This window comes from Neobacillus sp. NRS-1170, from assembly GCF_050468025.1.
In genome coordinates this window covers 26,275-48,013 of record NZ_JBITPF010000003.1, presented here as the reverse complement: position 1 = coordinate 48,013, position 21,739 = coordinate 26,275, and the positions used below count along the sequence as shown (strand labels likewise).

At 39.2% G+C, this 21,739-nt stretch carries 12 protein-coding genes; 2 read left to right on the top strand and 10 right to left on the bottom strand.

Going from position 1 to position 21,739, the window contains the following annotated elements; genetic code table 11:
- Positions 1–30 precede the first annotated feature (30 nt).
- On the bottom strand, positions 31–426 hold the full coding sequence (locus ACIFOT_RS00185) for a hypothetical protein (RefSeq protein ID WP_430060401.1): 396 nt from the start codon (positions 424–426) through the stop codon (positions 31–33).
- Positions 427–876: 450 nt separating this feature from the next.
- Here ACIFOT_RS00185 and fabG point away from each other — a divergent pair, with 450 nt between their 5' ends.
- Positions 877–1,611, top strand: a complete 735-nt coding sequence (fabG, locus tag ACIFOT_RS00180) for a 3-oxoacyl-ACP reductase FabG (RefSeq protein ID WP_430060398.1) — start codon at positions 877–879, stop codon at positions 1,609–1,611.
- Positions 1,612–1,749: 138 nt separating this feature from the next.
- On the opposite strand, the gene ACIFOT_RS00175 is transcribed toward fabG, so the two are convergent.
- The 8 genes from ACIFOT_RS00175 to ACIFOT_RS00140 all read right to left on the bottom strand — a co-directional run bounded on the left by ACIFOT_RS00175 (position 1,750) and on the right by ACIFOT_RS00140 (position 19,954).
- A complete protein-coding gene (locus tag ACIFOT_RS00175) occupies positions 1,750–5,595 on the bottom strand; it encodes a hypothetical protein (RefSeq protein WP_430060395.1) in 3,846 nt (1,281 codons plus the stop codon).
- Positions 5,592–7,757, bottom strand: coding sequence for a hypothetical protein (locus ACIFOT_RS00170; protein WP_430060394.1), 2,166 nt, complete (start codon positions 7,755–7,757; stop codon positions 5,592–5,594). Before ACIFOT_RS00170 ends, ACIFOT_RS00175 begins: the two co-directional genes overlap by 4 nt.
- A gap of 25 nt (positions 7,758–7,782) precedes the next feature.
- Positions 7,783–11,142: a tubulin-like doman-containing protein gene (locus ACIFOT_RS00165; protein ID WP_430060392.1), complete on the bottom strand. Its 3,360-nt coding sequence runs from the start codon at positions 11,140–11,142 to the stop codon at positions 7,783–7,785.
- 26 nt (positions 11,143–11,168) lie between these two features.
- Positions 11,169–13,406 (bottom strand): hypothetical protein, encoded by a 2,238-nt coding sequence (locus tag ACIFOT_RS00160; protein ID WP_430060389.1) that lies wholly within the window; start codon positions 13,404–13,406, stop codon positions 11,169–11,171.
- Positions 13,407–13,658: 252 nt separating this feature from the next.
- Complete coding sequence (locus ACIFOT_RS00155; RefSeq protein ID WP_430060386.1) at positions 13,659–15,377, bottom strand: hydroxysqualene dehydroxylase; 1,719 nt, start codon at positions 15,375–15,377, stop codon at positions 13,659–13,661.
- 215 nt (positions 15,378–15,592) lie between these two features.
- Positions 15,593–18,217, bottom strand: coding sequence for a phosphoenolpyruvate synthase (ppsA, locus tag ACIFOT_RS00150; protein ID WP_430060805.1), 2,625 nt, complete (start codon positions 18,215–18,217; stop codon positions 15,593–15,595).
- Positions 18,218–18,499: 282 nt separating this feature from the next.
- Positions 18,500–18,667 carry a Fur-regulated basic protein FbpA gene (locus tag ACIFOT_RS00145; protein ID WP_430060383.1) on the bottom strand — a complete coding sequence of 56 codons (168 nt, stop codon included), beginning with the start codon at positions 18,665–18,667 and terminating at the stop codon, positions 18,500–18,502.
- Positions 18,668–19,546: 879 nt separating this feature from the next.
- Positions 19,547–19,954, bottom strand: coding sequence for a hypothetical protein (locus tag ACIFOT_RS00140; RefSeq protein ID WP_430060380.1), 408 nt, complete (start codon positions 19,952–19,954; stop codon positions 19,547–19,549).
- 279 nt (positions 19,955–20,233) lie between these two features.
- On the opposite strand from ACIFOT_RS00140, the gene ACIFOT_RS00135 reads away from it, so the two are divergent.
- Positions 20,234–20,851, top strand: coding sequence for an NUDIX hydrolase (locus ACIFOT_RS00135; protein WP_430060377.1), 618 nt, complete (start codon positions 20,234–20,236; stop codon positions 20,849–20,851).
- 41 nt (positions 20,852–20,892) lie between these two features.
- On the opposite strand, the gene ACIFOT_RS00130 is transcribed toward ACIFOT_RS00135, so the two are convergent.
- Positions 20,893–21,705: a protein phosphatase 2C domain-containing protein gene (locus ACIFOT_RS00130; protein ID WP_430060375.1), complete on the bottom strand. Its 813-nt coding sequence runs from the start codon at positions 21,703–21,705 to the stop codon at positions 20,893–20,895.
- Between the last annotated feature and the right edge of the window lie 34 nt (positions 21,706–21,739).

Below are 21,739 nucleotides of genomic sequence, written 5' to 3'. Positions count from 1 at the left end.
CACCCCATATATTATTTTTTTGTATTTGAATTATTTTGTGGCATTTAATAAAGAAAGAATTTGATTAAGTTTTTTATCCAAGTTCTTCATTTCACGTTTTAAATCCGTTAATTCGTGTTGAAACGATACCAGATTTTCGTTGCTTTCCAGTTTCTCTTCAAGCAATTCTTCTAAACTATCAACTTTTGCATCGACATTAACAATCTGTGACGACACATTCGAAAGGTCCTTTCGAGATGGTACATTAACAAGTTCTAAATACTTTTCTGTTGTTTCATCCATCAATTTTTTAAATTGTAGATTCATGTCCAAAATTTGCCCTATACCCTGGGAAGGAAAAGACTCCATTATTTTTTCATCATAAAAATTACTGGTCTGATTATAAAGATCCTTCCAAACTTCAAATAAGTTAAAATCTCTGCTCATTTTTTTCCTCCTTGCAATTTTGTCGACGTTTTTATCGTACTATCATCCTTGAAACATTTAAAGAACAAACATTAAAAACATTCAAAAAATATTATTGCATTTTACGACATTTTTCTACCTTCTATGTAAATTACACCTATAGGAATTTTTCAATTATCCCTAAAAGTCAATAACGGCAATGGTTTCACAGGTGGATTCTTCTTTCGTTTGATTTTCCTCTGTTCTAATTTTGTTATCTAATGAATAATATTTGTAGCAAATCGCGATTATATTATTAGGAAAACAGTTCCAAATTCACAGGTTTTTGGTCTCTTCTTTTTCAACAATTGTCGACAAATCTATGATTTTTTTCGATTGTTTTTGTTCACAAAATAGACAAAATTTCTGACTGCATTTTTTCTCTTCATGAATTCTAGGTGATTGAAAGAAATCTAAAAAGAGGTGGAAATTTTGAGGTTTATAGAAAAAGTCGTTTTAATTACCGGCGGGGCACAAGGAATTGGAAAAGAAACGGCAAAAAAATTTCTAAAAGAAGGAGCGAGTGTTGTTATATGTGATTATGATGAATCTGCCGGCAAGGAAGCATTAGGAGAATTGAATGATGAAAAAGTAAATTTCTATAAAGTTAATGTAACAGAAAGCTCCCAGATTGAAGAAATGGTGCGATTAATTGTTCAAAAATACGGTAAAATTGACATTTTAATTAACAATGCCGGAATTACCCTGGACGGATTTCTCACAAAGATGGAGGATTCAGATTGGGAAAAAGTTATTTCTGTCAACCTAACGGGTGTTTTTAAATGCACAAAAGCTGTAGCTCCTATCATGCTAAAACAAGGGTCGGGTGTTATTCTTAACGCTTCTTCAGTTGTCGGTATCTATGGAAACATTGGGCAAACAAATTATGCTGCTACAAAGGCCGGCGTAATCGGACTAACAAAAAGTTGGGGGAAGGAGTTTGGACCTAAAGGGATCAGAGTCAATGCAGTAGCACCTGGATTCATAGAAACAGGCATGACCGCAGCAGTCCCAGAAAAGGTACTAAATTTAATGAAAGAAAAAACTCCTCTTAAAAGGCTTGGTAAGCCTGAAGATATTGCAGCGGCCTATCTATTTTTAGCTTCAGACGATGCAAAGTATATTAACGGAACTATTTTAAGTGTAGATGGAGGTTTGGTTATTTAGATACGATCGCTTCTTTTAACTGTCTTCACTTCTACTATAAAAAATAGAAGCACAAACCATGGACTTGGTTTGTGCTTCTATTCTTGGTATGTTTGTGATCCTAACTAAACTCCATAAGAACCGTCCCTGTGGAATCTTTTACATCCCAACCTCCTCAGCTGCATACAACTCAAACGGATTAGCTGTGTTTGATTGTCTGGCTAATTTTTCAATGATGAGACGGTAACCTCTGCCATATTCGTCTTGCCGGTTTAGGAGTTGTTGTTTGAGCAAGTTAGCGTAAGGGATTTCTCCCAGATGGGTCATCATGTGTACTTCGACCCATGAGGCAAATCCTTCAATCTCTTCATGCGTTAGCTTCTCCACCTCTAAATTTTCAAACTGCCAAATATGGGTCAGTTCGTGGGCTAAAGTAGCGAGCGTATAGATTTTCGGCGACCCATTTTCTACCAAAACTTTAAGCTTTCCATGAACATCCATGCTTGCTTTACCCGTTAAACGAGGCTGCCCCGCTTCTGGAATAAAAGGTAAGCCGCTTATTTTGTGTATCTCTGCTGCACTTAGTACCGACAGCTCTATATCTGCTGGCAAAGGTACTAGAAATAATTCAGTGAATAATTGGCGAACTTGGTTATAGAGAGGCTCAACCTGTAATACATCGTCAATGGCCGTCTCATTACAGGTAAAACATCTTTGCCTGCCATCATCGAGTTGATGAACTTGAGTGGATGAAAACACATTTCCACAGAACATGCATTGAGTAACCCCGCCACTCATTTTCATGTTGTCACTATCTTGTAAACGGCCGAGATATTCTGTTCGTACTTCCCGCAGTTTTTTCCTTGTTAACAGCTCATCGATCATTAAATAGGTTTCACGTAAGGCAAGTTCTGTTGGGTACCTGTCATAACCAAAATGAAGGTAATCACTATTACCGTTACTTTCATTTGATAACCAATACAAATAGTCATTCAGAATATCAAAGATATGTTCCCAATTATCGCGAATCGCTTCTAAAATTCCAAGGTGGACAGGAGAATCCTCTATCATGTATATGATAATCTGCCCCTCGTCTTCTGTCTCACCATCCATCCGTAAGGAAGGTGTAATTAGTTGTAACTTTTTAGATATGGTGTCTGTCTCATCAAAAAATGATCCTTCTAATCGGGTACAGACCTTCACAAAATGATGTGTTTCCGGAAATAAGGACAAAAACAACTCATTTAACAATAATGCGAGCGTAAATTTAATTTGAGCCGGGTTTTGAATGGTTCCCTCTTTTGAACGAATCGCCATTCTTAGTAGATGGCCGTTCTTATACTCCCTTGTAATCTCCTCTTCTTGATGGAAGGTATGAACCTTCATTGATTTTAAATTCAACATTTGACTTAACTCCACATAGCCAAATGTGTGAACTCTGACATCCGCCTGCATCTCTCGAATGCTGACCTCCACCCGGTCAAATGAAATGGTTTTATTTTCATAGAAGCCTGCATCTTTCAACTTACGTAGTTGATATTCCATTCTAGGACGGTAATATTTCTGCTCAAATAGCGGTTCAAAGCTGACTTCCACAACTCCATGCTCCAGATCGGCCTTTTGGATTTTGTAAAGTTCGCCATTAAAGGAATGAAATTGGCCCGGCAGATATTGTTGATAGAAATGCCCTTCAAAAATCTCCGAAATGCACTTGTTGTTATGCCTTATCTCAATAAAACCTAACCCTTTTGGTAAAATCTTTTCCTTAGCTGTAGACGGAATCCGAAATTGATTCTGCCTTACAAAATCCCTTTTTGTGCGGTCGAACTTTATTAACTCTCTAGATTCGATATTCAATCGGTAGGCCAATTTAGGTCCAAAAGCGATCGAGAACAACTCGTGAACACCTTCTACCACCGAGCGGTAGGAATTTATTTTCGCCTTACTTAAGTAATTCTCTATTTCTTCCTCGTTCAGGTAAAAATGACATAATCGCTCTAATAGGTAAAAGGCAAGGCTCCAAACCGATTGGGATAAGCGTGGAGCCAAAGGAGCAATCGTTCGATTGGTGCTCATATAAAACTCCAACTGGTTTGCTAAATAATCCCGAATTAAATAGGGCGGGGATACGATATGCACAAAGGAAGCCATTTTGCCGGCACCTTTCCACATATTCAAACGATCCACTAAATTGTAGTGATGGTCTCGAATGAGTAGAAAGGAGAAATCATCACTCGGAATGGATAGATTTCGATCATGGATTTGCATCCTTTTTAAAAAATGGTCCAATGTATCTAAATCAAACCCAAGCTCAAATAACGCCGACTTCGCATCCATGATTTCCTGTATGCTTTCTTTCACTGTGGTCTTCCGCTGATGGATGAAGTGAACGGGTTCAATATTTGCCTTTATAGCTGGCAGGGATAATACCACTTCCGCTTCTAACTGTCGGTGCGACATCTTCGGAAGGATGGTTTGCTGAAATACATGTTCTCCTTCTTTTTTCCAAACCATATAGAGTAAATTTTGACTTATGCTTGAGGAGGCGACGAGATCTCTTGGCTCGCATTGCAAGACTGTACGGATGGCAGGCTCTAATCCTTCATACCACTCTGTTAGGATGATATACTGCGGTTTTCTGCCAATTAGCTCCCTTACATTCGAGTTAAACGCATGCAGAATGGTGGAATAGGCTGGAATCAGCTTTTCCGCCTGCAATATCATAATGCCTTCCAAAATCTTTGTTTTTTCTAATTGGCTTAAGTATTGCAAAAATCGGTTCTCCTGCAAAATATCAGGCGAAACAACTAAAACATCGGAATTGATGTTTTGCTCGAGGGCATCTAAAAAAGTGCTTACCTTCCATACTTGATCGATCCCGGCCACTTCGCTAATTCCATTCGTTACCCATTCCACAGCTTCCTCAGCAGCATGTTGGCTATGGGCGATAATCAAGATCTTCTTATTTTTCGTCAACAAATGATACAAAGCCGGAAAAAAATAGGAAGAGAAATCCTCGTAGATGACATCCTCAATCAACACATCATGTTCTTGGATGATTTCTAACATCATCCTCGTATAACTCTCATCGATGATCAGATTTCTTTTCTTTATTCCTTCACAAATGGTATTCATAATCAATTGATGCTCTGGATCTGACGAGAGATTCTCATAGGAAAAATGATTGGTTCGATGAGGAAAAAGCTTATTTTCTGTGATGATCCCATCTGCCAGCAAGCGGTCTTCCCATAAATCCTTGTATTGGTTAAATAACTCCTCATAGGTGGCAAGCCTTATTGAGATGGCATCGTGCCCCTCAATGAAGCCTTCACTATAAGCAGCCTTTCGCCCATTTAAGAACCAGGCAATCTCCATCAACAGAACAATGGAGATAATCGGATATTTAGGCAAATACTGAATCAACGATAAATGATATACACTGGCAATTATAAGGAGCACCAGTAAAACGAATGGGAAAATACTAGCATATTTGAAAAACCATGAAAGGTACGTCCATTCTTTTTTCAAAAGGATCTGTCCCCGGCTTTTGATATACACCAGCGAAACAGTTCCCGGCACAAATAGCTTCGTTTTGGTTCTATTTACGAGATCTTCCGGATAGAAGATGGCTTTGGCTTTTTTCGGAAGTGTGTCGATCCAGCTTAGCCAGCGGTACGTTTTTGTCTTTGTTCCAGGTGAATTAAAAGACAGCCTCCCCACCATTCTCCAACACCATTTTACAAACAGAAACACAACCAAAAACGATAGATTGATTACCAGCGAGATATACGGTATGAAACTGGGCATCTGTTCATCCAGGAATTTTTCGTAAAAACGAGTGAGACTATCATCGAATAAAAGTAAAGGTATGGAAGTGAATAGGGCTGCGGCCGGGAGCAAAAGTTGTTTATATCGCTGTTCCTGAGATAAATTTGCTGTATAAATGAGGATGAAACTGATCACAAAGACGACTAGACTTCCTAACAATAATGCAAGTAAGTTCATAGTTTATACACCTTATCCTCTTGGATCCGAATTTGATCAATTTCATTGAAATAGGTTGATTGATATTGTTCAATGGCACTGCCAAGATATACTTCGATCCCATTTCCCCCAGCCTCCTGCAAGCCCGCCTGCTGAAAGGGTGAATAAATAGGATTCTCGTTTACACTCTTTTCCATTTTAATCACCGGAACACTACGTTCTTTATTTGCCGTGTCCTGTTCGATATTCATTTGCAGAATATGAAGCAGCCGGTTGGCCATATGAGCAAATTCTTCTAATTTAATAAGGTGATAGCGATGCAGCAGATTCTGTTCCTTCTTCTCTTCTGCAATGCTGGATACTTTTTCGTGATATTTTCGTAACGAAAAAAGCTTGAATAACTGGTTTAGGTAATGATTGTATTGATGCTGGGAATTCACTTGCATTTGATAGATTTTTTCAATGTGCTCATAGGTTTGTTCTTGAAATTTCCAAATCGGTCGATGGGAAGTTCGTTTTGTAAAAAAATACCCCAGGCAGGTAACAGCAATGATGACAGCAAAGACTATCGCAAAATTGAATGTCCATTCTCTCTGAGATGTGGTGGCTGCCCACATATACAGGTAAGGAAGGATTAAGATTAAAAAAATGAGTGCTCCCATCGTCTGGTACTGGCGCTGGCTAGGAATCAATTGCAGGAGAAAATGCATCTTCTTTTTCGCTCCTGGCACATGATTTTTCCAGGTAGAAAGAGCTTCTGACGAAGAAGGCGCTGTGTCGATTACCTCTTGGTGCACAAGACTCATCTTTTCAACCAATTCCTGTTTATAATCATTAATCTCAATCCATTCTTCCTCTTCCAAAAATTCATTTTTCCTTTTTAATACATTCAATTTTTTGAGGGCTTCTCTTGATTTTTGAAGAAGCTCCCTTTCGCGATCCATGAGAATGGTTTCTGCTTTATAAAGCTGATCTTCCCATTGGTCAAAAAAATGATAAGTAATCTTTGAATGTTTCGAGAGTGGTGGAATGAAATCCCTTTTCTTTTCAATTGCAGCCGCCGTATAAGGGGCAAATTCATCATCCCGAAATCGATTGGTATGAAACTGGTTTTGGAGTAATAGTTGATCCTTTATTTGCTTTTTCACCTTTACCAGATTGATATAATAATTTTTTAGTAATTTCTCTAAACGCTTCTCTTCTAATGTCACCTGGATCACACTCGCACTTCCCTTGTCCATCCTTTCAATAAGGGACGGATGATGGCATATGGTCAGAAGGAAATAGGCGAGTTCCAAATATCCTTTCATTCTTTCCCGATGAGAGCTTTGGTCAATTTCTTGACGAATTAAACGAATATCACCGATTTCACTTTGGATTCCCACATGAAATTTCAAGCTGCTTGAAAGCTCTTTTGATGGCGAAAAGTTCGTTAATGATTGAGTTAAAGGGGGCGTCATCATTTGCTTTAGCTTATTCTTAAACTCTTCCAACACAATCTCGAGCTGCCGAGAGGTCATCCAATTATCATGAGCCTGAACCTCTCCTAAATTCACCAAAAGCTCCTTTTTTCGATTGATCAACTGTTTAAGACAGCTTTTCACCCGGTCACATTTATCTTTTAAAGCTAACATGAATTCATGATCTGGTTGGTCTAAAACAATATCTTGAAGCTGGATGGTGTCCCCCCACTCTTCATCCAGCTTGTTTATTTCCTGTTTCGTAAAGGCATTGCCCATTCCAAAAGCTAGTTGGTCTGATTCGAGATAGCCAAAATGATCCAGCTCCCAGCACCTTTTTAACTCTGCCTCGTTTGGAGCGTAATTAGAATTTCTTTTGATCATGTCAACTAAATGTAAAAGGGTTTGAAGCGGATAAAAACCTTTGTCCTTTAAAGGTGTAAGTAGTTCTCTCCTTATTTCTGATAGCTGCGTCGTTAAACGTAAATGTCGATTTCGTTCATCATTTAGATTCAGGAGAATAATCAACTGCCAATCCTTTATTCGAAGACGGTCTAAATGTTCAATCATTCTATCCATTAATAAGGAATAGAGAGGTTGAGAGGAGGAGTCCTCCTCCCAGTAAAAGGTTACTTCGTTATGATTCTGAAGCTTATAAAAAAATGGCTCAACTAGATGCCAATCTTCATACTTTTTGCCGAAATGTATCACAATGGAGTGCATCAAGAATCAGTCCTTTATCACAAGCTTATACAAATACTTGTTCTTGATTTAATGAACTCATTTTATGATTAATATCATTCATCCACTTGTTGAACTCTTCTGTATCTTGGGCCGTTTTATATCTGACAAGCGATTCAGCCCAGAGCCGTTTAATCAACTTCGCAGCTTCCCGTTTGGCTGAGTCCGGTTTCATAACCTTCATAAAGTATTCCACTATTTCATTTAACAAACATTTTCGTAACCGATCAGCCCTTACTGTTAAGGAAGGATCGGAGATAAATTCGAGATCATAAGCCAACACCAAATCTAGAATATTCCTGATTCCTTCTTTTTTTACTTTTGAGATTTCTAAAGCTCCCAGCATAAAATCGTGTTCTTCTATATTACGATTATTTTTTATTTGATTTTCCTGCGTTTCTTGGTATCTTTCTAAAATTTCATCATAGATGACAGGGTTATGCGGTAAGGCTTCATGAAGCAAAAATGTATCTTCTTCCACCTTTTCACCGAATTTCAGTAATAATTTTGTGCCTTGATTTCCACTATATTGATAGACTCTTTTCCCATCTGAGTTAACTAGCTGGAGCCACCCATAGATCACACCAAGGATTAAAGCTCTGTCCGTGCGATTGGTTTCAAGCTCAGCCCGTTCTGGATTTAAGTCGGGCATATAGGCAGGAAGATGCCAATTTCGATCCAGGTGAGGCGTAATCGTGCGATTTTCATCCTCATTTAGCTTGTTCACTAAACGATGATAGGCCTCATAATAAACCCCTGGCGGCTTTCCATTTTTTCCAGAAGAAAATTTGCTAAAGTCACTGACCGATAATCCATAATGAGCACGATAACAAACGATTTCATTCCGGTTAAACGCATTTTCAACAATTTGCTTATCATTAAATAACTCGTTCTTTTCCATCTCACTGAGTAGATTAAAGCTTTCAGTATGGAGTCCCCAAAACTTCAAGCTTCGATAATTACTCGTGATGGGAACAAAAGGTTGAGCAAGCTCCTCTATCGCCTTAATCTTGCGATAAAGGTAATCATCCACATCCTTGCCTAATCGGCCCGCTTCTATTTTTAATGCTTGAATAATGGTTAAATCCAATTGATCCTGATGTTTATTCGCCAATTCCTTCCGGCAGAAAGCCACCACATTTTCTTTAAAAAACTCTTCAACCTTTGTTTCCTTATAAAATTCCTCTGTCCCGCGATTATTTTTTCGCTCGATGAAGCGGTTATAAAGACTTAAATAAATTTTTTGAGAGATACTCTCCGGTAAGAACCCATTATCCACCGATTGGCGAATCCGCTCCCAGGTTTGTTCCAGCATTTCCTTTTCTGCCAGAACGAAGGTTTTCGTCGGGTCACTGACACCCTCAAATTTCCTGGCCAATTGATGAATCTCACCTGTGAGCGTTTCTTTTGTCTCCATTAAATTGTCAAAGAATCTTTGCCAATCTCCGATCATTTCCTTAATGGATTGATTGAGTGCTGAAAAAACCTGTTCTAACAGCATCGAATATTTATAACGGTTCAGCGTATTAAACTGATGCGTGGCCTTTTCCGTATATTCATTGATAAAATCTTTAAAGTTATTTCTAAACATACTGGAAAGGAAACCCTGCTTTAAGGCTTTATCGACGCGGCGGACTGCATCGTCTACGTCACCATCATTTCGGTCTAAATCATAGATGTCTTGATATCGATTCATCTGCTCCTTCAATAGACGATTCTCTTCTCTTAAACTGGAAATTTTCTTGATTAGTTTATTGTGAATGCTATAAAGGATAAACCGTACTCCTACCGGATGAATGGGTGATTCCTCTTTCAGTAACCATGTGTTTAAATGAAATCTACTTCCGTCCCCGCCATTAGGCGAATGATAATCAGAATCGATTACCTGGTAGGCAATGAAATGACTATTTTCACTGATTTTCTTGTTAATCTCTTTGGCATAGTCTTCCAAGGATGCTTCCATCCGGTTTATTTCTTGTTTTGCTTGATCTTTTATTTTTAGTTTTCCTGCATCAAGCTTACAATGCTCTTCATAATCCTCTTTTAACTCTTCATCTTCTCTAATTACCCTTTTTGCATATTCCTCTACCTCATCTAAAAATAAATCCGCCTTCGATGAGCCTTTTTTTCCTTTATCCTCGATTTGGTGAACCTGCATATCAAGCTGACGGAAAAATGGATTGGGTTTTTCTTGGTTATTCACAATCTGATCAAAGTATTTAACATAAAGCTCTCTAATCATTGGTTTTTCATGATGGATTCCATTTCTTTCGTCATCTTCATGGCGCTTTTTTTCTTCATGAAATAGCTGATCTAATCGAAGCCAAGTGTCATTTAGTCCATTCACAGACCATTTTAATGCACAATAATCTAAAATATCTTCATACGGATAGGTTAAAGAAGCAACACCAGACCCACAGTACCTTGCCTGCCCATTTGATTCTACTAAGCTTCTTATTTGATTATCTTCCTGTGAAAAGCTTTTTGCAGATATCGGGCTAAAGAGCTGCAGATACACTGTACGTGCCACCTGTTCCATATACTCGGAAACATTTGTCAAATGCTGCCCTTTCGTATTTTCGTAATCAAAAAGAAAGCAAAAATCAAATGGAAGATGTTTATCGGTAATCGCATGTGCCGTCCTGCCCTCTAAATCAATCTGATTGGGGCGATACTCAAGTTCAATGGTCACATTTTGCTTATGATTGCCGGAAGCACTTAATGTAATGGCGTTCAGTTCTTTTAAACTGGCGTAACCATTCCCTTGGACGGCTTCCCACTCATTTTGATCCAGCGTATTACTTCTTACTAGAATATCAGGAAGTAAAAATGCGCCGCGGATTAATACACTTTCCGAGCCTAACTTCCGCTCCAGCATTTCCCGTAAATAGAGAGCAATTTGCAGAAAAATCCCGGAGCCGGTTCCACCTACTAAGGAACTAATAATAATCACCCGGACATTATACGATCTTGAATCGCTGTCAACTGGAAATATTCGTTCAATGCCGTCCCACAAAGCATTTAGCTTCCCTTCAGACATCGCTGAGCGAAAGGCGAGTCTTGAAACAGCCCGAACCTGGCCGGCTCCATCTGTCATCGTTTTCCGTTTTATTTGAGGATTATTCGGAAACCATTTTATGACATCTTTATTCGCTTGCAGATATTCATTAACAGAATGGTTCGTGCTTGTTTGTGTCGCACAGTTTCTCAAATGATCCAATTGAGCGATGCTGCTTGCATCCGTATCAAAAGCATGTATGGCTACTCTGCCTCGCTGCTCTGGGGGAATCCGACCATATACCATATTGGCAATATTACTGCCTATTCCACCTAACCCGATTAATATTGTTGGAACATTAAAGCTCATGCTGGCTGCCCCCTCTTAGGAATTTATTAATGTGATTTAAACGTGTATACCAAATAGTTGTTACTTCTCTCGATTTGGATTTCATCGTTATGATAAATCGCTAAGTCTGTCTTTTTACTTCTATCCAAAAGCTTTTCATGTCTCACAATCAAGTCAGTGTATTGGCTTTCTTTCACCAGCAACACCCGGTCTTTCTTTCGATCCGCTTTAAATACTAAATCGTTAATCCTCTTTTTTTCAGCTAAATAGGGCACCAGCCATCTTTGAACCCAGCTAGTATGGAAGTTCTCTGTCATAACCCGTGCATCACGCAGTTTTTCTCTTTTTCGGCTCTGCTTGTATTCTATGGAAATGCGGTTTTTGTCAAACCTTGGTTTAATGATAATTCCAATCAAATACACAATAAGGGCCAGCAGGATTAAAGCCTTAATGAGATCCTTGCCATATTTCTTAATAATGGAGATATCTTCAATCGTCAGAGTAAAAGTGCCTTCGGCGACTTCATTAGGATATTGGCCTTGCAGCGTAATATGCAGGGGCACTTCCCCCACTGAGGTTCGAGAAATAGGAGATAAACTCTTGGGATAAATGAAAATTTGATTCCCTTTCTGTTTCTTTTCAATTTTTATGCTGCTGGGTGATTCTATTTTAAGTTTATTCATGATCTTCTTAAGCTCTTCTGATGTCATTTCTTCCCCGTTAACCATTGGAGTGATCACAAGGGGTTTTGCCTGGTCTAGTTTGTCTAATGGTGCCCTCCAAGCATCCGTATTGGCGGCTAAACTCAATTTTCGAGTAGGAAGGGCCTGCAGGCTCGTATCTTTTTCTTTTTGATAAAATCCTTTAATATTGACCTTTACGTTAACAGGAATTTTTTCGTTGTTGAGTATTGTAAACTCCCCTATGAATTTATTAAGTTTACGATCATATTTAAGCGGTAGATTGTTTTGACCTATTTTCGCTTCCACTTCAAACAAACTTCCCACATCAATATCGCGGATATCAATTTCTTCATCTGAGCTGTCACTTTTCAACAAAGTCGTTTCTACCCTCATTTTACTGCCTTTAAAGAACACGGAAGGATCCTTCGTCAAACTCCCATTGCTGTTGATTTTCTGAAAATCGATTTTAAAATCAATCGCCGGTTCCGCTACTACCTCAATATTCTTCTGTTGTTCTTCTGTAAGTTTCTTATCAAAGACAATTTTGTAAGTGCCTTTTTCGATCACACCATTCCCATTCACGTTGTTAAAGTGCGTGAAGGTTCCCCTAATTGGCGGATTTAATTGTGCAGGGTCATCGGGTGTCTTAACTTTAAATGGCCCCTCCATTCCTTGTTCAATTCGTTGGTTGTTCATATAAAATTCCTTCATTTGAAAGGACGCATTCTCTTCGGCTGACTGTTCAAGGAGAGTAATTCTCCTTAAAGGGAAAGGCGATTTCAGGACTAATTGATTCCCCTCCCAAACAGGATTTAAATCAAACTGCTCCTGTTCGTTTGGATCACGATTCGTCATGAGAGCAGCAACCTCATTTATCCGTTGAATAATATCCAGTTGCCCTTTGCTTTCTAATACTAGCCCGCCTGAGCTTTCTTTCCATTGCCGTTTAAAATCAGCCATAATGGATAATTCTTCAGGGTTCAAATAGGTCTCAATGGGTATCAGGGTGGTGTGGATACTGGTACCATTTTTCTCCACTTTAGCCTTCAAATCTTTTAGACTAGTGAAAAGTGCCTTCTTATTCGCATCAATTTGGGTTGTCGAATTAGTTTTGTCAAGATGGTTAAGTTCATTAAATATTCCATCTGTTAATACGATCAACCAAAAATCTGAGTTTCTATTATTCTCTGCAGCTTTATTCAATTCATTTATGGCCGTATGTAAAGAAGCCAATGGAGTGTTTTTTTTCCCTTTCCATGCTCGAATTTGATCAATCTCGTTTTGACGTAGTCTTTCATCTAATTCAATAGGATTCGCTGCAGTTGGTGAACTCATAAATACCACCTTTAGCTGGTCCTGCTTCTCCAAAAGAGCCGTGAAACTTTGAAGAGCGTAATTCGCATATTTCCAATTATCAATGGGCAGTTTTCCACTTGCTCCGGATTGTTCCCACATACTACCCGAATCATCATATACAAGCGCAACAATTTTATTTTTGGGAATCCGAGGATCCGTTTTCGCATCGGCCTTTGCAATAAAGAAGAAAAAGGGAAAAATAAACAGGATTAGCGTCACAACAAGCTGCTTATACTTACCTATCATTTATTGGACTCCCTTCCAGTAATCAACACAGACGGTAAATTTACATTTTTTGATAGTTCATTTTATTTTATACAGTAAGTCCATTGGTTATGACCCATGCTTGTAATCTATAATTAATAAAAAAACCTCAACCCATATGAAAAATGGGCTGAGGGAAGGTTCTTTACTTTATTGGCTTACTATTTTGGTTGTAGAGGAAAAGAAAATTTGGAACGAATTTTTTCGGATTCGACTTTCAAATCTATTACCCTATTATTTAAATACGCTACGAAACCACTTGAACTTTTTGGCTTTTCCCCAAGCATATTTGCCTGCATAGAGAAGCAAGTGGATGCCTCTTGAAAAAAAGGAAGCGCCTCCATCCCAGGGGAGCCCTTTCCGATAGCGTACCCAATCGTGAATGTGCCATGGAGTTAAAAGGTCAAATTTATACATGTCCCAGATTTTGCACTTCCTTTTTCTTGAATCGGCTGCATCAAGGATACCGTTCACCGCTCTTCGTGCTGCCTCATTGGCAGCTTCCATTGACGCCAGATCCGTATTTGTACGCACATAATCGGAAGCCAGGAAGAGATTGGGAATACCCGTGAAAGCATAGGGTCGTAAGCTCCACGCAAACACTTTGTTTATGAGCAAGGGCTCACTATTGATCATTTTGCCGGAAATGTCGAAATTGATGTCCGGATCCAAAAACCAAGAGTGCACATCCTCGTCCCGAAGCAACTCTTTTTCATGATTTAACGCTTTTTTCAGCTGTGCCCATACTTCATCTTTAATTTCTTCTTTGGTGCATTCGATTGCCTTTTTTCCTAACAGGATGCCTGGTTTGTTCCATTCCGAAATATCAACCGAAATAATGCCCCTAACCTGACCATCCCCATACTGCTGGAGATCATTCCCAATCCAAAATTGCTTTTGTGAAATGGCCGTAATTGCCCAGGGAGAATCCATAATAATTAGATGCCCGTTTACAATGGGCACTTCCCGTTTCATAAAGAACTGGATCCCGTTCATCCAATCAACATCTTTGGCAAGCTTTTTCAATCCTGAAAGTGTCGGGTCTGCCCTAAGCATATCTGATGTAACCAACGGGGCCATAGCTTCCACTGGAAGTGTGCTTAAGTAAAAATCAGCTTTGACTAACTCTTCATATCCATCCCTGTGGATATGGACTCCCGTTATTTTGCCTTCTTTAAGTTGAAGGCCGCTTACAGTTGCATTGGTATAATAGCTGACTCCTTTTTGTTTCAAAAAGCTGATCCATGGATCAATCCACACCTCGTTGGTCGGTCCGTTCAGGACACGGTCCGAATCATTGGTCGGCGTAATGATACCCATAAGGAGTTGGGAAAGAACGGTACCGAAGGTCTTGGCGCTTGCTTCTGTAGATTTCGCTGCGACCAATGACCGGGAAATGGAAGCAAATACTTCATGGAAGTTCTTCGATTGGTTATCTCCATCCAGATAATCCCACCAGCTAATTCTTTCATATTCATCCATGATTCGTTCCCTGCAGCTCGTCATCACCTGCCAAAGCCGCTCGGTAAAAAAAACCACTTCTTCCTCTGATAGTCCCCAATCAGAATCGAACAATGCTTTCATGTTCTTTTTGATACCGGTCATGGATTTCGGAATGGAAGTGGAGATGGCAACTAGCTGATGATTAAAGCGGGCAAGGCCCATCTCCCTAGCTGTAACTAATTGATCATATACGCTTTGGTTTTGGTCATAAGGGATTCGTCTCATCGTATCAATGATATGGCGATAAAAACCGGGAAAGCATCGAAACCCGTGTTCTCCAGGTAGATTTTTTCTGCCGTCCGTACCGGAATGTGGAACAGGAATGGACCGTGCTTTTCCGCCCGGAATCGTTTTGCTTTCATATACCGCTACGTCAAACCCTCTTTCTATCAGTTCATGTGCGGCACTAAGGCCTGCAACTCCTCCTCCCAAGATAATCGCTTTCTTCATGAACTCACCTTCCTCGCATAGAGAATAGATTAATCCATACTATGCATCAGAGGTTGGTAGTGATTGAATATTCAGAAATATCAGCGAGGAAAGTTGTACTGCTCTCTTTTCACCCTATATTCGCTGCATTGGCTGGGTGACTGGATGCTGGCAGTGTCTGCGGTGAGAAGAAGTTGTTCAAATACTAATGATTCCATTTTAAAAAAAACATAAAATCATATCATTTCTATATACCCTTCCGAACCGTTCACCCGGATCATCTGTCCGTCCTTTATTACCTTCGTGGCGTTTTCTACTCCTACGACGGCCGGAAGACCGTATTCGCGCGCAATGACGGAACCGTGTGTCATAAGACCGCCTACTTCCGTCACCAAGCCTTTGACAGATACAAACAGCGGTGTCCAGCTGGGATCGGTGAATGTGGTTACGAGGATATCCCCATCCTCTAAATGAGTGTCCTCCATTTTTAAAATGACACGAGCGCGGCCCTCGATTATGCCGGATGATGCAGGAATTCCCGCAAAGGCACCTTGTGGGATATGATCGGTGTTGTATTCACCGAATATAACTTCGCCCTCGGACGTCATCACCCGCGGTGGTGTCAACTTGTCAAAGACTTCATAATCCCCTTTTCGCTCGTTAATAATCCTACAATCCAAATGGCTGTTGCGAACCGCTTCATGGAGCTCCTCAAAGGATAAATAGTAGATGTCCTCTTTTTCCCGGATGACCCCCTTTCGAACCAATAAAGCGGTCTCCTTCATGATTGCCTTCTTGTATATGTCAAAACGTCGGATGAAAGCGTACTTGGGATATTCCCTAAACCCGCTAAAATTGCGTAAAACGCTGATCATCTTCTTTGTCTTTTTTGCCTTTCGTTTGCCGCCGGGCAATTGCTCCAAGCGTTTTAGAAGTTCCTGCCCCTTCTGCTCTGCCTCCAGCTTGCCATGCTCAAATTTGACTCTGCTCGAATGAGGTTCAAAGTTCTTTATATTGCTGAGGATCATGGGGATGAGCGTGGTTGGCTGTTCTCTCCAACGGGTCCTTGTGATATCAATCTCTCCGGAGCAGCGCATTCCGTATTTTTCAAGGTACCCCCTCATTGCGTCAATGACAGCCCGACCGCCTTCGAGTTTGGCTAGGTCTTCATACATAGTCTCATCATTGGCATGCTGAAAAAATTCCATCACCGCAGGATAGGAGCGAACGATGTCCGAAACATCCATGAGGTCAAGACCCATTTCAGATGTAACGTTGTTTGATACCGATTGGGAAAGTGTGTCAGCAGCGTTCTTTTCCCCCAGCCATTTTTCCATTTTTTCATTGATCCAGTTCCATACTAGTGCCCCAGCAATAATGACTCCTAAGCTTCGAGGATCATACAAGCGTTCTTTTAATTTCTTAAGGTCTTGCCTAATGAATGTAAATAGTTCGTCTCCCGATACGGCTCCAATCCCTTTTTGCAGTTCCGTTATGGATGCCTCGTTTAGCTTTATGAGATTCTGAAGGATTGCCGGGTCATTTTTTCGGTGGATGTTGATTACCTGCATGGGCAGTGTCCAGGAAAGGCCTTCAGCCCCGAATTTGAATACTCTCTTTCCCCTTGGCAATGAATTCATAAAATCTGTTCTCTTTATCAAGCTTAAAATCGCATTCTTCGAAAGCTGGTCGTGTTTGCCTATTGCAGAAAGCAGGATTCTTCTGCCAACGGGAGAGGCAAGGTCGTAAGTAAGTTCAATAAACAGTCTTCCACCAGCTAAATGAACCGGAAATTGTTCAGTTAAATCCTTTAAAAAGGACATACCCAAGGGTCTAATGGCATCGGTCATCATCTGCAGATGACCAAATGACAAGTAAACTCTGTTCTGTCCATCGGTTCCCTCAGGGACAGGGAATAAGGTGGTGATGGGGCGGCTTTGGACGATATATAACGCCCCTTCAGAAAGACACCATTCGATGTCCTGCGGGCAGGAAAAATAAGTCTCAATCTGTCTTCCCGCTTGCTCCAGCTGTAAAATCTGCGTGTCTGAAAGGGTTTGCCTATTTTGTTGGTCTAAATCGATCTCTTTTTCCTCTACACCGCCTGTTATTAATGCCTGAATGGCTATTTTCTTGGCAGAGACCGTCTTTTCAACAATTGTTCCATCTCGAACCTTATAGTTATCTGCATTTACTAAACCAGAGACGAGTGCTTCACCAAGTCCAAAGCTGGCATCGATGGATATCATCTTGCGGTTGGAAGTAACAGGATCAGCCGTAAACATGATCCCTGAAGCTTGGGGGAAAATCATCCTTTGGATCACGACGGACAAGTAGACTTTGCCGTGATCGAAACCATTCTTGATGCGATAAATCACCGCCCTGTCTGTAAACAGGGAAGCCCAGCATTTACGGATATGTGTAAGGATTGCTTCTTTTCCAATGATGTTCAAAAACGTATCCTGCTGGCCCGCGAAGGAAGCAAGAGGCAGATCCTCGGCTGTTGCACTGGAACGAACCGCATAAGCCCGTTCTTCACCAAACTCCGATAGATTCCGAATAATCTCGGTTTCGATATCCAGGGGTATTTCCGTTTTCTCGATCACGCTGCGAATCTTTCCGGTAATTACACTGATTTGTCCCCTATCATCGGCTCTTAGCTGCCCGAGTTTATCCAGGAAGTCGCTCATCTCACAGTTATTGCAGATGATTTTTTTGTATGCTTCTGTGGTAACGCAAAAGCCATCCGGTACCCGAATTTCTTTAATCCTAGACAGTTCCCCAAGGTTTAGCCCTTTGCCCCCAACAGCCATAAGCGTTGTATGGTCGATCTCTCGAAAACCCAGCACATAGGCATTTATGGAAGACCCCTCCTAAATAAATGATTTCTTCTTTCATTTTATTGAGGATATCGCCAATGTAATCCTTGCATACCCTTATTGATTAGAATTAGAGGATCTTAGTATCGCCACTTTGCAAATCATTGACAAATGCATTTTTTATCTGCCAACAAACAACTAGAATAAAAATAAAAAGTGACCCAACTAAAGTTAAAGTTGATTGTCACTTTTTGAATAATTTTATTAGAAAACTGATATTTAGGATTTTGTACGTGCGGAAGGTAAAGTGGGGTTAATTTCCAATTATGCAAGGCCATTTGTGTCCAAATATAATCTATATTCTTTTTCAAGTTCACTCAAAGTTAATTCATATAGTTGTTTGCTATTTTTTTTATAAATTCCAAATTTAATTAGTTTATTAATTAAATTTTGCTTTTTTAAGTAAACAGCATTTCGAAGTAAATTTCCCATTTTTTACACCTCATCTTAAAATGTTTATTTTTTGTCTTCAGGACAAATTTTCATAGAATTTCACTTTCTATTAGTATTTTTTACTCCGTTCCCTTTGACAGTTCTAATTATAGACAAGCAATCTTTTAATAATTTGTCGTTTTATCTGGATTTAACAACACTTAATTGAATTGTTAAATTTCTATAAAAAAAGAAGAACTTGTCATATAGTAGTAAATTTAATATTCCAAAAAAAAACGGAGAAATAGTGGCTTCTCCGTTTTTTGCTTCAAATAATATGTTATGTATATGAGTTAATAAGGAGTTTAAGAGGATATATATAGGTTTTTGATTTTACAAAAAAGTTACTAGTATTACAGTTTCTTGTTCTACTCAAGAACTTCTCAATGAAAAAGGAAGGCCAGCACCTTTAATAAAAGGACAGCTGGCTTTGATTGTTCAGTAATCTCAGTTGATATCAGAGATTATTTTTTTCAGTTTGTGATCCCCCACTGACGTCATTCTGATTCTGAATATGTCTCCGCTGTTGTGTCTCTACACTCCCAGCATACCGTACGATTTCTTTCCAGAATACATAACTCCTCTCCGCAGGAAATGCAAATATCCATTAGAAATCCCCCTTTACGTGTTTTTTCTTTAAACATTGCCAACCTATTTGTGCGAAATAGGTTGTTACATAATATTCTGAAAAATGAAGCATGCTTATGTTAATTGTTTTACAAATTCATTCGAAGTAGGGTCATGATAAAAAAATGGACCTCCACTTTTTGGAGGTCCTATTATTACTAGAATATTGTCTGAGGTTCCTTAAGGTAGTTATTCGTTTGCTACAACCCAGTTCAAGCTTGGAGATTTAATGTCCTCAGTTTAGCATCCCAACTAAATACAATTGGCATCCATTACCTGTCCAGATACCGCCATTAGTTCATTTATGTTAACCCAACCACCAATATTTTGATTTTGGTCAACACCTTCAATTGAAAATGTAAGGCTTATACTGTTGGGAAGTGTCAGAGTTGATCTTTTACCTATACAATTTTGAGCTTTTTGCAAAGAATCCACCTTTACACCTTCACACGAAATCGTGTACCTTTGCAGCGGTAAATAAATTAATACGCCCTTTAAAGGGTCATACGTCTTTATAAAACCTTCAACTATTGTTCCATCTCGGAAAGATAATCTGATCCATCGCTTTTGCTGATAACAAGCAAGAATTTTTGAGAATAGGCCTTGTCTGTAGTCATAGTAATATGGATAGAAAGGCTGGTAAGGATAATTTGGATACAATGCAGCCTCCCCCCTTTCTTTAATCAGTAAATCTTTTCATGTATATGAGGAAAAAATGTGTTGGTGCCTGTCATCGCGCCGCATACAGAAGAAAAGCGAACAATGCTGGACTGTTCGCTGTTACTGAAAAATTACTTCCTTTGAGACATGAGAACCTTCCATATGGCATTCTTTATTAAACTTTATTTTCAAATCTAGTACAGGAGTTGTACCAGATTTTTGCTAGATTAATATATATGGTATTGTAAAGTATTAATATACTAAAAAGAGGTGATGATTTTGGAACCTAAATGGCTCGATTGGGCAAAGCAACTTCAGTCTATTGCTCAAGCGGGATTAACATATTCAAAAGATGTTTATGACTTGGAGAGATTTGAGTTAATAAGAAATATTAGCGTGGATATCTTAGCCCATTGCTCAAATATGGAAAGGCAAGTAATCAAAGATTTATTTGCTAGCGATAAAGGTTATGCAACACCTAAGGTCGATATTAGGGCTGTAGTCTTTAAGGATGAAAAAATACTGATGGTTCAGGAAAATTCCGATGGAAACTGGGCATTACCCGGCGGCTGGGCTGATATTGGACTTACCCTAAGTGAAGTTGCTGTTAAGGAAGTAAAAGAAGAATCGGGATTCGATGTAAAAGCAATCAAATTATTAGCTATAACCGATAATAAATGCCATCCGCACCCTCCTTCAGCTTTTCATATTTATAAAATATTTATCCTTTGTGAAATAGTAGGAGGAAAGCCCTCCAAAGGCGTTGAAACAAGTGAAGTAAAGTTCTTTGCTGAAAACGAACTCCCTACTCTCTCAACTCCCCGGAATACAAAATCACAAATTGAAATGGCTTTTCAATACTTAAAAAATCCACTAGAAACCGTTTATTTTGATTAAATTCATTTTGCTTCAGTTACGGTCCTCTTAAACCGTTTTTTTTACACAAATCTTATAATGATCCCCGCTTTATCATCTTGACGTAGATGATTCTTTTTTTCAAATTGTTCTAATTCTAGGGAATAAACGTCAATACCAGACATATGAATCTTTTTAAATGTTTCTTCGATTGAAAAATTGGGGTGAAAAAGCCCATCTGTTATCATTAATAATGTCTTCATTTCCCGGATATTTTCTTGACCATGCTGAATGAAGTCTATCACGTCTTCTTTTCCATTCGCTACAGTGTAACCATATTGCTTATTCGCCAATGATCGATTAAAGACAAGCTGTTTAGTAATATCTTGAAAATACTCCTCACCTGGTATGTTAATTCCTTGTTTTCTTTGTTCCTCACGCCATACTTTTGCTCTTTTATTTAGATCCTTTACTGTATCCCTTGTTAAGGCTTTTATCATACCGTTTTGATACTCAGCAATGATCATGCAATCACCCAGCTGTGCATAAGAAATCCTGCCGTCTTTTTCAATTTTTATCACTGCCGCACATGTTGACCAAAGATTTTCATATTTTTCCTGATTCACCTTGTATTTTTTCATGTGTTCTCTCAGCATTCTATTCGCAGTCACGATTCCTTCAACTAATGAAAGGTTACTTCGATAGAGTCTTAAGAAATAATCTTTAAATATATTAGCTGCTAAATATGCACCGTTCTTTCCGTTTTCATCCTTAAATGGTATTAGTGGTGTAGACCCATCAAAAACACCATAAACATTTAAGCCTTCATTTAATAAGACTGAATCTTCACTTTCACTTTTATGTGGGGCAGCCCTTAAAAATGACTCAACCTTCATTGGTTGTTCACCTCTTTTTTACAATTTAATTGTT